16 protein-coding genes are annotated in these 15,103 nt (G+C 61.7%); 9 read left to right on the top strand and 7 right to left on the bottom strand.

Annotation, left to right across the window (positions count from 1 at the left end):
- The first annotated feature begins 22 nt into the window (after positions 1-22).
- From HWX91_RS24170 to HWX91_RS24155, 4 genes are all read left to right on the top strand, one after another.
- Positions 23-1,723: an FAD-dependent oxidoreductase gene (locus HWX91_RS24170; RefSeq protein ID WP_028195102.1), complete on the top strand. Its 1,701-nt coding sequence runs from the start codon at positions 23-25 to the stop codon at positions 1,721-1,723.
- A 49-nt stretch (positions 1,724-1,772) separates the two neighbouring features.
- Entirely contained in the window at positions 1,773-2,009 is a 237-nt protein-coding gene (locus tag HWX91_RS24165) for a DUF2783 domain-containing protein (RefSeq protein WP_028195101.1), read from the top strand.
- 195 nt (positions 2,010-2,204) lie between these two features.
- Positions 2,205-3,545: an MFS transporter gene (locus tag HWX91_RS24160; protein WP_028195100.1), complete on the top strand. Its 1,341-nt coding sequence runs from the start codon at positions 2,205-2,207 to the stop codon at positions 3,543-3,545.
- A gap of 112 nt (positions 3,546-3,657) precedes the next feature.
- A complete protein-coding gene (locus tag HWX91_RS24155; RefSeq protein WP_028195099.1) occupies positions 3,658-4,353 on the top strand; it encodes a 4'-phosphopantetheinyl transferase family protein in 696 nt (231 codons plus the stop codon).
- A gap of 28 nt (positions 4,354-4,381) precedes the next feature.
- Here the strand turns inward: HWX91_RS24155 and HWX91_RS24150 are convergent, their stop codons facing one another.
- From HWX91_RS24150 to HWX91_RS24140, 3 genes are all read right to left on the bottom strand, one after another.
- On the bottom strand, positions 4,382-5,203 hold the full coding sequence (locus HWX91_RS24150; RefSeq protein ID WP_244144130.1) for a 4'-phosphopantetheinyl transferase family protein: 822 nt from the start codon (positions 5,201-5,203) through the stop codon (positions 4,382-4,384).
- Between the two features lie 18 nt (positions 5,204-5,221).
- On the bottom strand, positions 5,222-5,701 hold the full coding sequence (locus tag HWX91_RS24145; RefSeq protein WP_028195097.1) for a hypothetical protein: 480 nt from the start codon (positions 5,699-5,701) through the stop codon (positions 5,222-5,224).
- Positions 5,702-5,828: 127 nt separating this feature from the next.
- The gene (locus HWX91_RS24140) at positions 5,829-6,491 is read right to left on the bottom strand and encodes a nitroreductase family protein (RefSeq protein ID WP_028195096.1); all 663 of its coding nucleotides are present in this window, start codon (positions 6,489-6,491) and stop codon (positions 5,829-5,831) included.
- A gap of 255 nt (positions 6,492-6,746) precedes the next feature.
- Here HWX91_RS24140 and HWX91_RS24135 point away from each other — a divergent pair, with 255 nt between their 5' ends.
- The 4 genes from HWX91_RS24135 to HWX91_RS24120 all read left to right on the top strand — a co-directional run bounded on the left by HWX91_RS24135 (position 6,747) and on the right by HWX91_RS24120 (position 10,508).
- On the top strand, positions 6,747-7,982 hold the full coding sequence (locus tag HWX91_RS24135; RefSeq protein WP_028195095.1) for a YbfB/YjiJ family MFS transporter: 1,236 nt from the start codon (positions 6,747-6,749) through the stop codon (positions 7,980-7,982).
- A gap of 88 nt (positions 7,983-8,070) precedes the next feature.
- On the top strand, positions 8,071-9,216 hold the full coding sequence (locus HWX91_RS24130) for an alpha-hydroxy acid oxidase (RefSeq protein ID WP_028195094.1): 1,146 nt from the start codon (positions 8,071-8,073) through the stop codon (positions 9,214-9,216).
- A gap of 112 nt (positions 9,217-9,328) precedes the next feature.
- On the top strand, positions 9,329-10,270 hold the full coding sequence (locus tag HWX91_RS24125) for an ATP adenylyltransferase family protein (RefSeq protein ID WP_028195093.1): 942 nt from the start codon (positions 9,329-9,331) through the stop codon (positions 10,268-10,270).
- 67 nt (positions 10,271-10,337) lie between these two features.
- A complete protein-coding gene (locus HWX91_RS24120; RefSeq protein ID WP_167440635.1) occupies positions 10,338-10,508 on the top strand; it encodes a hypothetical protein in 171 nt (56 codons plus the stop codon).
- Between the two features lie 81 nt (positions 10,509-10,589).
- Here HWX91_RS24120 and HWX91_RS24115 read toward each other — a convergent pair whose 3' ends face one another.
- Positions 10,590-11,438, bottom strand: a complete 849-nt coding sequence (locus HWX91_RS24115) for a LysR substrate-binding domain-containing protein (RefSeq protein WP_028195092.1) — start codon at positions 11,436-11,438, stop codon at positions 10,590-10,592.
- Between the two features lie 126 nt (positions 11,439-11,564).
- Here HWX91_RS24115 and HWX91_RS24110 point away from each other — a divergent pair, with 126 nt between their 5' ends.
- Positions 11,565-12,212 carry a LysE family translocator gene (locus tag HWX91_RS24110; protein ID WP_028195091.1) on the top strand — a complete coding sequence of 216 codons (648 nt, stop codon included), beginning with the start codon at positions 11,565-11,567 and terminating at the stop codon, positions 12,210-12,212.
- On the opposite strand, the gene HWX91_RS24105 is transcribed toward HWX91_RS24110, so the two are convergent.
- The 3 genes from HWX91_RS24105 to HWX91_RS24095 all read right to left on the bottom strand — a co-directional run bounded on the left by HWX91_RS24105 (position 12,213) and on the right by HWX91_RS24095 (position 14,993).
- Positions 12,213-12,686, bottom strand: coding sequence for an Lrp/AsnC family transcriptional regulator (locus HWX91_RS24105; RefSeq protein ID WP_028195090.1), 474 nt, complete (start codon positions 12,684-12,686; stop codon positions 12,213-12,215).
- Between the two features lie 426 nt (positions 12,687-13,112).
- Positions 13,113-13,493, bottom strand: a complete 381-nt coding sequence (locus tag HWX91_RS24100) for a hypothetical protein (RefSeq protein WP_028195089.1) — start codon at positions 13,491-13,493, stop codon at positions 13,113-13,115.
- A gap of 444 nt (positions 13,494-13,937) precedes the next feature.
- Positions 13,938-14,993 carry a LacI family DNA-binding transcriptional regulator gene (locus HWX91_RS24095; protein ID WP_028195087.1) on the bottom strand — a complete coding sequence of 352 codons (1,056 nt, stop codon included), beginning with the start codon at positions 14,991-14,993 and terminating at the stop codon, positions 13,938-13,940.
- Between the last annotated feature and the right edge of the window lie 110 nt (positions 14,994-15,103).

Below are 15,103 nucleotides of genomic sequence, written 5' to 3'. Positions count from 1 at the left end.
CAGAGAAGGACGGAGACACAAGATGAGCATCAACTACCAGACGCTGTCGTTCGAGTATCGGCCGTGCCGCGAGCAAAGCGGCGCGGAGCAGGCGCGTTATCCCGTGATTGTGGTCGGCGCGGGGCCGGTAGGCCTCGCTACCGCGATCGATATCGCGCAGCAGGGCGTGCCGGTCGTGCTGGTCGACGACGATTGCTCGTTGTCCACCGGTTCGCGGGCGATCTGCTTTTCGAAGCGGTCGCTCGATATCTTCGACCGGCTCGGCTGCGGGCAGCGCATGGTGGACAAGGGCATTAGCTGGAATGTCGGCAAGGTGTTCCTGGAAGATGAACTGGTGTACACGTTCAATCTGCAGCCGGAGGCGGGTCACCATCGGCCCGCGTTCATCAATCTGCAGCAGTACTACGTCGAAGGCTTTCTGCTCGAACGCGCGCAGGAGATGCCGAATCTCGAGATTCGCTGGAAGAGCAAGGTGGTCGGCGTGCAGCAGAGCGGCACGCCAGGTACGCAGGACGCCAGCGTAACGCTGACGATCGACACACCTGATGGCCAGTACCCGTTATGCGGCCGCTATGTGGTGGCCGCCGACGGTTCGCGCAGTCCGATGCGTAATCTGATGGGACTCGACAGCAAGGGTGTCACCTTCAAGGACCGTTTTCTGATCGCCGACGTGAAGATGGAAGCGGAGTTTCCGACTGAACGCTGGTTCTGGTTCGATCCGCCATTCCATCCGAATCAATCGGTGCTGTTGCATCGTCAGCCGGACAACGTGTGGCGAATCGATTTTCAGTTGGGCTGGGACGCCGATCCGGTGCTTGAGAAAACGCCGGAGCGGGTGATTCCGCGTGTGCGCGCGTTGCTCGGACCGGATGCGAAGTTCGAGCTGGAATGGGTCAGCGTCTATACGTTTTCGTGTTTGCGCATGGACCGGTTTCGGCACGGCAACGTGTTGTTCGCGGGTGATTCCGCGCATGGCGTGTCGCCGTTCGGCGCGCGCGGCGCGAATAGCGGCGTGCAGGATGCGGAGAACCTCGCATGGAAACTGGCGATGGTGCTCGACGGTAAAGCGTCCGATACGCTACTCGACACCTATGCAAGCGAGCGCGAATTCGCCGCGGATGAAAACATCCGTAATTCCACGCGCTCGACCGATTTCATCACGCCGAAGAGCCCCGTGAGCCGCGTGTTCCGCGATGCGGTGCTGAAGCTCGCACGGCATCATCCGTTCGCGCGGCAGTTGACGAATAGCGGGCGACTGTCCGTGCCGGCGGTGCTGCGTGATTCTCCGCTGAATACACCGGATAGCGAAAGCTTTGAAGGTGCGATGGTGCCGGGCGCATCGTGCGTCGATGCACCGGTCCACGCAGACGGGCAACCTGCATGGCTGTTACAGCAACTCGGCCAGCAATTTACGGGCGTGCTGTTCTGTGGCCCGCAAGGCATGGATCAGTCGACGCAAGCTGCGCTGGACGCATTGCGAAGCGGGCCGGTTCCGCTGAAGCTCGTCGTGGTGACGAGTGGCGATGCGCAGGTCGCGTTGGCTTCGGATGTCAAGGTGGTGCATGACGTCGATGGGCTTGTCGCCGCACGTTATGACGGCCAACCCGGCACGTTCTATCTGATCCGCCCCGATCAACACGTTTGCGCGCGTCGTCGGCAACTCGATGTGAGTTTTGTACACGGCGCATTGAAGCGGGCATTGTGCGTGGAAGGCACGGCCTGAAGCGGGGCGCACGCAGCGCATCGGCAAAAGAAAATAGCAGGAGACAGTCATGGCATTGAACACGCAACCCAATCTCGCCCGCCCCGACGATTTCTACGAGGCGCTGATCGACATGCATCGCGATCTGGACGACGCGCAGAGTCAGTCGGCGAATGCGCAACTGATCCTGTTGCTGGCCAACCATATCGGCGATCACTTGACACTGCTTGAAGCGATGCGGCACGCACGTGAAGGCGTGGTTGACGTTTCGCTGCAAGGCGCACAGGCACATTCACTGGCTGCCTGAACAGCAGTTACGGTAAGCAGCAGTAATAAAAAACGCAGTACGCGCGTGGCCGTTCGAGCCACGCGCAATTCACCATGGCGAGCGGCGTACCTATAGCGCCGCATGCCGTTCCGTTCCCATAGAAAACAGACAACGCGGCGCATCAAGACGCCGGACCCAGCGGGTCCGTTGGACCCTCACGTTTGGAGATAATCGATGAGCCAATCCCTCGCCCCCACGCTCGCGCCGGGCGCATCCGCTGCTGTGCAAGACGACGTGCTGTATCGCAAGGTCTCGATGCGGATTATTCCGTTTCTATTCCTGTGTTACGTGGTGTCGTTTCTCGACCGCATCAATATCGGCTTCGCGCAATTGCAGATGAAGCACGACCTCGGTTTCAGCGACGCCATGTACGGTTTGGGGGCGGCGGTTTTTTACATCGGCTACGTGCTGTGCGAGGTGCCGAGCAACATGTTGCTGGCGCGTTTCGGCGCGCGCCGAACGTTCACGCGGATCATGCTGCTGTGGGGCATCGCGTCGGTCGGCATGATGCTGGTGTCGAAGCCCATGCACTTTTACGTGCTGCGTTTCATGCTCGGCGTGTTCGAAGCGGGTTTCTTTCCCGGCATCGTGCTGTATCTGACCTACTGGTACCCGGCACGGCGGCGCGCGGCCGTTCTGTCGATTTTCTTCGCGGGCGTCGCGGTGGCGGGTGTGCTCGGCGGCCTGGTGTCCGGCTGGATCATGCGCGATATGGGCGGCGTGATGGGGCTGTTCGGCTGGCAGTGGATGTTCGTGATCGAAGGGGCGCCGGCCATCGTGCTGGGCTTGCTCGCCGCGTTTTATCTGCTCGACGGCCCGCAGCAGGCAAGCTGGCTCACCGCTGCTGAAAAGGCGCAACTGATCGCGCAGCGCGATGAAGATCGCCGCGCGGCATTCGACGCACATTCGGACGCACATTCATCGCGTTCTGTCATGCAAGCGCTGCGCAATCCTCGCGTGTACCTGTTTGCGTTCATCTACTTCTCGCTCACCTGTGCGTCGCTGACGCTGAATTTCTGGATGCCGTTGATGATTCGCGACTTCGGCGTTCACGATGTGCTGGCGATCAGCCTGTACACCGTGATTCCGAATGCCGTCGGCGCGGTAGGCCTGATTCTGATTGCGCGTCACTCGGACCGCCGTGGCGAACGACGCCGGCACTTCGCGGTTTGCACGATCGGCGGCGGTATCGCGCTCTCGCTTCTGACACTCCATCTGAGCAGCTTTCCGGCGATGCTCGCGATTCTCTCGGTGGCTGCCGTACTGATCTTCGCCGCGTTGCCGATTTTCTGGACCGTGCCGTCGGGCTATCTGTCCGGCGCGGCTGCGGCCGCCGGGATTGCGCTGATCAGCAGCATCGGCATTACGAGCGGGATTGTCAGCCCGTGGGTGATCGGTCTGATCAAGACGCACACCGGCAGCATGGATAACGCGCTGTATCTGCTGACCGCGCTGTTGTTCGTCAGCGGCGTAGCGTTGCTGCCCGGCGTACCTAAGGAAATGAAGCGTGTCTAAGGGCGTCCCTTGCGAGGCGCCGTTCAGGCGGATGGCGCCGGTTTGAACGTCATATCGGGTAGAGTCGCGTAAAGTCTCGTGCTTGTGCGCGTCCAACGTCCGAATCCTCGCGATGTATTCAATCGAACCTGTTCCACTACCGCATGAAGGCCCATCCGACGTTTCGTTGTGGCGGGTCGATTTCGCTTTCAAAGCATCGTTGGAAGATGCCGCGTTCGCCGCGCTGAGCAACGACGAACGCACGCGAGCCGGCAACTTTCATCGCCACGAAGACGTGCTGCGTTTTGCCACCGTGCGTGTGGCGTTGCGCGAGCAACTCGCGCGACATCTCGGCATGACGGCACACGCCGTCCGATTCAAACTCGATGAAAACCGCCGTCCATGTCTCGCCGATTCCGACGCCTGCGACTTCAACGTCTCGCATGCGGGTGCGCACGGACTGATCGCGATATCGCCGCGTCGGCGTGTCGGCGTCGATATCGAACAATGCAGCAATACCTTCGATTGGCGTTCGATCGTATCGCTGACGCTCGACGCGAGCGAGGCGGCATGGATCGAGCAGTTGGACGCGGCACAGCAGATCAGTGCGTTTTACGACGCGTGGGTCGCAAAAGAAGCGCTCGTCAAAACAACGGGCGTGGGCATCACGCGTGGCTTGCAGCATCTCACGGTGCTGCCGCGCGACGGCCTTCAAGTGACGCTACGCAAGCAGATTCCCGACGACATGCGCGAGCTTGCCGCGCGCTGGATCGCGGCGCCGGAAGGCTATGTCGCCTGCGTGGCGTGGTCGACGAAAACGTTCGCGTAATACAAGGCGCGCGTGGCGCCAGACACGTCTAGTTGCCGGGTTCGCCAAACACCATCGCTTTCGGCCATCCAATCGCCTGCACATGCGTGACGGGCTGCGCGAGTGCAACTGCCGCGCAAATCTTCCCCGACATCGGTAAATCGAGCACATGCCAGCGGCCATGTTCCGCCAGATCGAACGCGCCGACGGCGGTATCGCTCGACAGCAGATCCAGGTCGATATCGACGGGCGCATAGCGCAACGCATTGCACAAGCTCCCGTAACGCGCGCGTCGGCGTGAGCCTTCCGGCGTATCGTCGGGCGTGGCGCCAGGCGAGGGGACGACGACGCTCAGACCGAGCGTGGCCGATGCAAGACCGATCACGATCCAGATGCCGGCGTACGCGATATCGATCGTGATGCCTCGACCGTCATGCGGATGGCGCGCGCGCAGTTTTTCGTTGCCGTCGTCCTGCAAATCGACGGCTTGCGGCTCGCAGTCGAACAGATTCGCGACGATCCAGCGCGTCACCACGCGCGCGCTGATAAAGCGTTTGCGCAGCGGCGAGTTCGGATGAAGCCGTGCACGTTCGCGCTCGACTTTCGAGAGCCACGTTTCGCCTTCCTGGACCGGCACCGGTAGCCACTCGCAACGAAACCGCCACACCTGCAACTCACCCGCGCGTGGTGCGGCGACGCCGGCCGGATAGTGACGCGTCAGCGGACGCGCGACGAATTCCGGCGCGACGGCATGGACAACAGCGCGGGTGCTTCGTGCAGATTGATCGGCGCGCGGGACGTTGGCGCGATCCGCCGTCTGCGGCTCGATGCTGTCGCGTCCATGCGAGGACGGGCGATAAGCGAGTTCCATCGGCATACGCTTGGGCCCTCAATGCATATACGTGACGCGGCGCGCTTGCACGTCGAGTTCGACTCCCGCATCGAGCAGATCGATGGCGAACCAGCGAATCAGCTTCAACACCCCACTGACAGCCGGCGCCGGCAGCCATTCGTTCAGCATGCGCAAGGCCGCGCCGCTGTGGGTTTTTTGCAGCAGCGCGATGGTTTGCAGAATCACGGCTTCGTCCTTGCCGAGATCGCTGGCGCAGCGGCATCGCATGTCGAGCGGGCGATAGGACACGTGCATCAGCGACCGCATCAGCAGATCGAAATGTTCGATGCCGTCCTGCCGCAGGCCTACGCCGCTCAGGATGTCGCGCCAGTGCACGCCGCCGCGCGCCGTTTCGCACGCTGGCCGCAGCCAGGTGCGTACTGCGCTGAGGACCGTGCGATCGGGCGCATCGGCGGTGTCCGCGACGGGGTCGTCGACCAGTTCGGGACGGCTGCTGTATTGAGAGCGGAAGTTCATCGATGCTCCTGAATGGACACGGTCCTATGAGTCGCGCCGGCCTGATCGGATGAGAGCCGCGTCGCAGGCCAGCGCATGTCGCTTGCGACGGATAGGCGATGACGCAGCATTTGCGTCAGGGCGTGCTTCAAGTCTTTGCGCGCTCAACCGGCAGCCATTCGCGTACGTGCTCGCTGCGCGCCGGACGTGCCGGTGCCTGGCCGGGCGTTTTCGGCGTGCCGACAAACAGGAATCCCACTAGCTGCTCGTTCGGCGCGAAGCCCAGCGCCTCGCGCAGTCGGGGTTCGTAGCAGTCCGGTCCGGTGGCCCAGAAGCCGCCGTAGCCGAGTGCGTGGATCGCATTCAGCATGTTCATCGTGGCGGCGCCCACCGCCAGCAACTGCTCGGTTTCGGGCACTTTCGGATGGTCCGAGAGCGCCGCGCCGAGCGCGATCACGAGGGGCGCCGCAAAGGCCTTCTGGCGCCGATGCGCATGCGCCGAGCGCGGCTCGCCAGGCGAACGGGCGCAGGCGAGGTCGACCAGCACGTCGCCGAGCTGGCCGCGTGCGTCGCTGCGGATCGTCACGAAGCGCCACGGCCGCAGATTGCCGTGATCGGGCGCGCGCAAGGCGGCGTCGAAAATCAGATCGAGCTCGGTGCCTGCCGGTCCCGGCTCGGTGAGCGGCCAATGAGATTGGCGCGAGAGCAGCACTTCAAGTGCGGCCGCCGCCTTCGCGTTGGCGGCGGACTGAGGCGCGGTTGCTGTGCGTTCGCTGGCGGTTGCAGGACGGCCGATATCGAGCGTGCTCATGATTTTGGTGTTCGGCTGATGGTATGGGCCTATGATGAGCCAATTTTCACGTAAATGCAAATCATTCTCATTTAGAAAATGAATTGGACAGAGCGAGGCATCGTGGATGGGCACATGCTGCGGGTGGTGCAGAGGGCTTGCAACCGAACGTCGAACGCAGACTTGCAACTAACGGTCAACCGCGCGAGGCGCCCCCGGCTATGATGGCGACATGCCGCAGCAAGCCTGCGCATCCTTGTCTACCCACGCTAGCCAATGTCAATAAAAACTCGAGACATCGCGTCGACCGCGCACCCCATTGAAGCGGCGCAGCGCCTGCCTACCTTGATGCTGGCCATTGGCCTGTCGTTAGGCAGCGCGATCGCGCTGGGCCTTGCCCGTTTTGCCTACGCGCTGCTGTTGCCGTCGATGAAACTCGACCTCGGCTGGAGCTTTGCCGAGGCTGGCGCGATGAACACCGCCAATGCGCTGGGCTATCTGCTGGGCGCGCTCGCCTTTCCGCAACTCGCGCGCCGCTGGCCGGCCGGTGTACTGTTCGGCGCCGGCTGCGCGGCCACTGCGCTTCTGATGGCGATCAGCGGTTTGCTGGCCGACACACATTCGCTGCTCGCGTTGCGTGTAATTACCGGCGTGAGCAGCGCGGCGATTTTCATCAGCGGCGGCGTGCTCGCGGCGCGGCTTGCATCCGCGAGACCGCACGAGGCGGGATTGGTGCTCGGTCTGTATTACGGCGGGACCGGCTGGGGCATCGTCGCCTCGTCGGTGCTGGTGCCGTTGACGATTGTCGACGCCGTGCATGGCTGGCAGTTTGCGTGGTTTGCGCTCGCGGCGGCGTCTGCGGCATTTGCCGCGATTGCCGTCGGCGCCGCGAGGAAGATCGACAAGGTTCATGCGCCCGGCTCGTCCGCCGCACATGCTGCCGATACCGCTGAAGCGCCGCGCTGGCCGCGTTTCAGCCTCGCGCTGGCGGGCTATGGACTGTTCGGTGTCGGCTATATCGGCTACATGACGTTCATCATCGCGCTGCTGCGCAACGCGGGCATGAGTGCGGCGGTGGTGACCGGCTTCTACCTGCTGCTCGGCGTGGCGACCGTGGTATCGGCGCGGCTGTGGTCCGGTTTGCTCGACCGGATGCGTGGCGGGCATGCGCTCGCGATACTCAACGCGTTGCTCGCGGTGGCAACGCTGCTGCCCGCGTTGTTCACGCAACCCTGGGTGGCGTTCGTCTCCGGCGTGTTGTTCGGCGCGACGTTTCTCTCGGCCGTGGCGTCGACCACGGCGTTCGTGCGCCACAATTTACCGGTGAGTCACTGGGCCAAGGGCATTAGCGCATTCACGATCGTGTTTGCGTTCGGACAGATCGTCGGGCCGATGGTGATCGGGTGGGTCTCGGATGGCGCAGGCCTCGCCCGCGGGTTGGTTTATTCCGCGTTGCTGCTGGCGGCCGGCGCGGCGCTGGCGGCTTGCCAGAAGCCTTTAAATAAAGCCTGACTGAATTGTCCTAAGGAATTACCGGAATACCGGGTGACTGTCTCCACAACGTACACTCGTTCCCTTGTTCCCCGCGCAGAGAGAAATCGTGCCCGTCATCACCTGCATCGAAGATTTACGCGTGCTCGCTCAACGGCGTGTGCCGCGCATGTTCTACGACTACGCCGACAGTGGCTCGTGGACTGAAAGTACCTACCGCGCCAATGAGAGCGATTTCCAGCGCCTGAAGCTGCGCCAGCGCGTGGCAGTCAACATGGCCGGCCGCAGCACGCACACGGAAATGATCGGTCAGCCGGCCGCCATGCCGGTGGCGATCGCGCCGACCGGTTTGACCGGCATGCAGCACGCCGACGGTGAAATCCTCGCGGCGCGCGCGGCCGAGAAGTTCGGCGTGCCGTTCACCTTGTCCACGATGAGTATCTGTTCGATCGAGGACGTTGCCGCCCAGACCACCAAACCATTCTGGTTCCAGCTTTATATGATGCGCGACCGCGATTTCATTGTGCGGCTGATCGAGCGCGCTCGCGCGGCAGGGTGCAGCGCCTTGATGTTGACACTGGATCTGCAGATTCTTGGGCAACGTCACAAGGACATCAAGAACGGGCTCTCGGCGCCGCCCAGGCTGACCCCCGCGAATCTCGTCAATCTCGCGACCAAGCCGCGCTGGTGTCTCGGCATGCTCGGCACCCGGCGGCGTACCTTCGGCAACATCGTCGGTCATGCGAAGGGCGTGGGCGATCTGTCCTCGCTGGGCTCGTGGACGGCCGAGCAGTTCGATCCCACACTGAGTTGGGCGGACGTCGAGTGGGTCAAGAAGCAGTGGGGCGGCAAGCTCATTCTGAAAGGCATCCTCGATGCTGAAGATGCGCGCCTTGCCGCCGACAGCGGCGCGGACGCGTTGATCGTCTCCAATCATGGCGGACGCCAACTGGACGGCGCGCCCTCTTCGATCGCGGCGCTGCCCGAAATCGCACGCGAGGTCGGCTCGCGCATTGAAGTGTGGATGGACGGCGGCATTCGCAGCGGACAGGACGTGCTGAAGGCGGTTGCGCTCGGCGCGAAAGGCACGCTGATCGGGCGCAGCTTCCTCTACGGCCTGGGGGCGATGGGCGAGGCGGGCGTCACGCGGTGCCTGGAGATCATCCACAAGGAACTGGACATCACCATGGCCTTTTGCGGCCACACCGACATCCGTCAGGTAGACGAGCGAATCCTGCTGCCTGGCACGCGTTGAAGGCCGGCGGCTGACGACGACGCCATCCCGCGGCCCGCGCTTTCGCTGATGGCGGGTTCGTACCAGGCTTGATTGGGGAAGGCAGCCGCAGGCCGCGGAAACGAGACGAATCGTGGAACATCCACATCTCCAGGCCGGCACCCTGTGGCCGGCTATCCTGCACCAGACCGAGCATGCGCTGCGGTGTGGCGCGTTGCGGCCGATCGAGACCACCCAGGCGCTGATCGAAGACCACGGCGTACCGTTTCTCGTTCGCCAGGTTTCAAGCCTCGCTCGCAAGGAGGCGGCGCGCCAGGCGCCCAAAGACAACAAGACGGTTAAGACCGATGGAGCGGCAACGCGCAGCCCGGTCAATCCGTTCCTGCCTTATGATCCAGACCTCTTTGTGGCCGATCTCTCGGACACGCACATCGCGTTGCTCAACAAATTCAACGTCATCGATCATCATCTTCTGATCGTCACCCGTTGCTTCAGATCGCAGGAAACGCTGCTCGATCTGGCGGACTTTGCTGCCTGGTTCACCTGCCTGGCCGAGTTCGATGGCGTGGGTTTCTACAATGGCGGCGCGCAGGCGGGCGCGAGTCAACGCCACAAGCATTTGCAGATCGTGCCGTTGCCGCTTGCGGAATCAGGTCCGCCGCTTCCCATTGAGTCCGTTCTTGGGTCCGTACGCGTGGAAGGTCGGATTGGCAGGGTACCCGCCCTGCCGTTCCGGCACGCCATCGCCTATCTGGAACGCGCGCCTGCCGAATCAAGCCAAGCCGCACAGGAAGCGCTCGATTGCTACCACGCATTGCTCGACGCGGTGGGCCTGCGCGCAATCGAAGTGGATGGTGAACTGCACCCGTCGGCACCGTATAACCTGCTGGTCACCCCGCAATGGATGCTGCTGGTGCCACGGATCCTGGAGCGTGTGGAGGGCATTTCGGTGAATGCACTTGGGTTTGCGGGATCGCTCTTTGTGCGCGACACAGCACAGATGCAGATCATCAGAAGGCTGGGTCCGATGACTGTGCTGGAACGCGTTGCGGTTCCTATCGTCATCGGGCAATGAAAGCAGACGTCGCTATTTCTCCAGTCGCCTAAAATATAAGCATGGTTTCGCCTCAAAGGAGGTTGCCATGACTGAATCGATGATGAGTTTCGTAGTGGGAATCGTCGTGGTGTGCTGTCTCGTGATCTTTACAGCGGTGCGCTACAGGCGCGAACACAAAGACCGGTTGAACGACCAGCCGGTTTCCCGCTGGTTGCACGCCCATCCGCTCAAAGACTGGCTGCACCATAAGCACTGAAGAACTGGGCGTTCCGCTGCGCGGCAGGCAGCCGCCGGCGTAGCGGCAACACCCCCGGTCGAGAAATCGGCGTCGTCCCGCTTAAATCCTCAACTCAGACAGAATCTGTTCAGCGAGAAAATCGCAGGGCGGCCGTGCCGAGCGGGCACTGCGCGCAAGGACCACTTCGAGTTCGTTCAGGGGCGGCAAGCCTTCATTCTGCGAGAGCTGAACAAGGTGCGCCGGTACGCTGCATCGCGCCAGCGGCGCTATCGCGAGCCCGGCTTCGACCATGCTGATCAGGCCAAGCAAACTCGGGCTTTCGTAGGACATCCGATACTTGATATTTTCACGCTGAAGCGCGCTGACGGCATAGGCGCGTGCCGTACTGCCGTGTTCGAAAACGGCAATGGGAAGCGGCCGCTCTTTCCACACTTTTCTTGCGGGCGATCCGGCCCATACCATCGGTTCGAAGCGAATAAATTCGCCCACCACGCCCCGCGTTTTCGTGAAGCAGGCCAGGTCGAGCGTATTGTCTTTCAGCAAGGGAACGAGCGCATTGCTGGGCAAACCGATGACGCGAATTTCCACGCGGGGATGCGCAACCGCGAACTTTCGCAGAACCGGAGGCAGCAACGATGAAGCGTAGTCGTCGGGCACGCCGATCGTGACGCGGCCCTTCATCTCCGGGCGAACCACCGAAGCCCACGCTTCCTCCCGCATGGCAAGCATCCGGCGGCCATAATCCAGAAGCGTCTTGCCCTCGGCCGTAATCGCGACGTTGCGGGTGCTCCGCACGAAGAGCGGTTTCCCCAATGCATCTTCAAGTGCTTTGATCTGCATGCTCACCGCCGACGGCGACCGGTGCACGGACGCCGCCCCTCCCGCGAACGAACCTGTATCGGCGACCGCCGCCACCATTTCCAGCACGTCGAGATCGAGTTTTTTCACTTTGAGCCGTTTTCAAATTCGTCAGAAAATCTGAGTAATGGGTTCAGTTTAATTCGTTTTACTGGCGTATGCCTATCGGCCGATACTGTGCCACTCATGCTGAGTCCTTGAAGGGAGCCCGCGACAATGCACGGTACGGTATCGATTTACGGATTTCTGGCGGTCGGCGGCATGCTTGCAGTGACACCGGGTCCGAACATGGTCTACGTCATGTCGCGCTCGATCGCGCAGGGACGCACGGCCGGGCTGATATCGCTGGCGGGCGTCATGCTGGGATATCTCTTCTATATGTTCAGCGCGGCGTTCGGCATCACCGCGGTTTTCCTGAGCGTGCCTTATGCTGCCAGCGTGCTGGGTGCGGTGGGGGCGGCGTATCTGTTCTACCTCGCGTGGCAGGCCGTGAAGCCGGGTGGCCGTTCTCCGCTGGAGGTCCGTGATCTGCCGCGCGAACGGCCGCGCCGGCTTCTGGCGATGGGGGCAACCACCAGCCTGTTGAATCCCAAACTCGCGATGATCTTTCTATCGCTCCTGCCGCAATTCATCGACTATCAGGACGGCAGCGTTTTCAGGCAATCGCTCATGCTCGGTTCACTGCTGATTGTGGCGTTCGCTTCGGTCAACGGGCTGGTGGCAATCTGTTCCGGCAGCATGGCGACGTTCCTCTCGCGTCGTCCAGGATTTCTGCTGGCTCAGCGCTGGATGATGGGCATTGTTCTGATCGCACTCGGCGCGCACATGACCGTCGACGCGTTGAAGCTGGCAGGCGTCGCCTGATCAGATCGCGATCGACGGAATGCTCTTCATGCAGCGGAGGGCAAACATCGAGCGGCTGTGGCGGATGCCGGCGATCTTGTAGAGCTTCTCGCGTAGAAAGCGTTCGTAGCCCGCCGTGCCGTCGACCGCCACTTTCACCAGGTAGTCGTAGTCGCCCGACACCAGATACGCTTCCAGTACTTCCGGCAACATCGCCAGTTCGGCGCCGAAGCGCGCGAGGGCATCGTCGTCGTGACGGTTGAGCGTGACTTCGAGCAGCACTACGTCGGCGAAGCCGAGTTTCTGCTGATCGAGCAAGGCGACATAGCCCCGGATATACCCCTCGGCTTCCAGTTGACGCGTGCGATTCCAGCACGCCGTAGTCGACATGCCGACCAGTTCAGCAAGTTCGGCATTGCTCAGGCGCGCGTTCTTCTGCAATTCGCGCATGATCTTCCGATCCTGGTTGTCCAGTGGGCGATTTCGGGTAGACATAGCATCGACGGAAGTTAATTCAGATAAATGCCATTCTAAAGGAAGATCATTCTGCGTGCGGCGGATGATTGCACCGCTTTAAGAAGCATATCCAGCCTGCCTCCGGATATATTTTCAGGGTGCATTCATGCCCGGGACAACCGTCCGGGCCGCCGGCCCTAGGCCGGCGGTCTTGCGCGGCCACAAGCTGCCATCCGGTGTCTCGCTGCCTTCACAGGAGGACAGCACGCGGGCGAATTCCGGCGTCACCCGCGCCGGAAGACGCGCTCGCCGGGCATGGTGCATTTTCTTAACCGAATGCTTGCCGGCACCGGCCGTCCATCCGCTGTCCTTGAACGATCTTCGAGCGCGGCGGTGACGTTTGCGTTGGTGAGCAGTTTGCTGGTCGGCACTGGTGCCTTGATGGCGGCGGTTCGCTGACCCCGTTCAACTGGGTTTGCCCGGCACTCTGAGCGCGCTTTGTACAGCGACACTGCGATAGGCGTCGCGACAGAATTGCATGCCGCCTTCATGCGTGCCGTTGACGGCAGCGGCGATATGCACGGAGCGTTCCGGACTATCGACCCGTTCCGGCGTCGCGGGATTGACGAGGGCTGCGTTGATGGCGAGCGGATCGGTAGACGAAGCCCGCATGATGCCGATGCCCTTGATCGTCACCGCGAGACAGGGGTCCGGCACTTGTGGGCCATGAGTGGCGGCGACGTTGAAATTGATGTTCAGCGTCCAGAAGCCCTCATGTATGTTCTGATGAATGATCACTGCCCTCACTACGTCCTGATGTGACAGCGTGTATTCGTTGCTTGCCATCGGTCCCTCCTTGCTCGTACGCAGTCTGTGCGTGCGTGTGCAGATATGGCATTTTGCGCGGACTAGGGGACCTAGTTTTACGCACCGTTTTGTACAGTGCAAGTGAAAAGGAATGAGTGCCGATCCATTACTGCTATCGATGGATGGCGACATGGAGGGGCGAGGCCGTCGGGAAACGCGGCGTGCCCGGACAGGCAGCGCCGCGCGGACCGATCTTCAGGTGAACTGTCTATGCTGCAACGAGTTAATGGAAGATGAGGTACAGGATAATCAGTACGATAAGTGGGACGCCGAGCAGCCAGCCGAGAAGATAAGGCATGATGTGTCTCCTTGAATATCAACGATTGAATACGCTGGAGACTGAGCATCCGGCATGCCTGACGTGATTCGCCGTCGCCGCAGACCTGCCGGCAAGTTTCAAACCCTCGCTTCAAACCCCGCGAATCAAGGCAAATTCTCCCTCAGCACAATACTGAACTGCACAGGTTTAACGTCACTCATCGCCTCGCGTTTTTCCCGTACGTTGCGGAAAATGCGCAAACAATTCCCCACCATGGCCTGCGGTGTTTGTGTGATCAATGCATCCATCGTCCCGTCGATCAGGAGGGCTCTCGTGTCAGGTGTCAATCCGTGCCCGACAAACAGGATCTTCTGCTCGGCACGGGCTTCGACAATCGCGCGAGCGACCCCGTCAGATCCGCCGCCACTGTTGTAAATTCCCGCGAGATCAGGATGCTGTTCCAGCAGCTTGCGCGTCTGCGCATAGTTGCGCTCGCTATCGTCGTGCCCCTCTCGCAAGCCGATGACCCGCACCTGCGGAAACGTCGATTCGATCAGGTGCAGAAAACCGATCTCGCGTTCTTCATGGCCACGATAGTTGAGGCTGCCCGCCAGCATCGCGATCTTCCCACTCGGCCGTGGACCCATGAAGCGTCCCAGCAGCAACGCTGCCGTTCGTCCGGCTGAGCGATTGTCGATGCCCACGTACGCCAGTCGCCGCGCGTTCGACAAATCTGAAATCAGCGTAATAGCCGGCACGCCTTGATCGGCGAGCGTATTCACCGCATCGCGTACGACGGGATGCTCGAGCGCCATGAACACGACACCGTCCGCACGTTGTCCGTAGTGCAGCAGACGGTCCGCGAGTTCTTTCGGGTTAAAACTCTCGACGTAGTGGACGCGGCATTTCATGTCCAACGCATTCCACTGATCGTGCGCGAAGTCGATGTAATCGCCGAGCATGTGCAAATAGCGATTGGTGCCGGCGGGCAGAAGAAACGCAATGCGCATGGGTTTTGAAGCAGACGCCGCGGGGGTTTCCGGCGTGAGCAGATAACCGAGTTGCGCGGCCGCCTGAAGCACACGTTGCGCGGTGACCGCGCGTACGCCTTCGCGGCCATTGAGTACGCGATCCACCGTGGCGGTCGAGACGCCGGCGGCGCGCGCAATGTCGGGAATGCGCGCCCGCGTGGCTGCGGTGACGAGAAGCGGTTCGGACATAGCCGTCCTTCGCAGAGTGGAAGTCCATCAAAAACCATCAAGTTCGCGGTTTGACAGCAATTGCCGCGCACGCCTAGTCTTGCAGCTATCGCACGACGGCTGATACGCAG

The organism is Paraburkholderia fungorum (assembly GCF_902833645.1).
GTDB lineage: Bacteria > Pseudomonadota > Gammaproteobacteria > Burkholderiales > Burkholderiaceae > Paraburkholderia > Paraburkholderia fungorum.
Note: the sequence above shows the minus strand (reverse complement) of the source record. Positions and strands in the feature narration are given on the sequence as shown.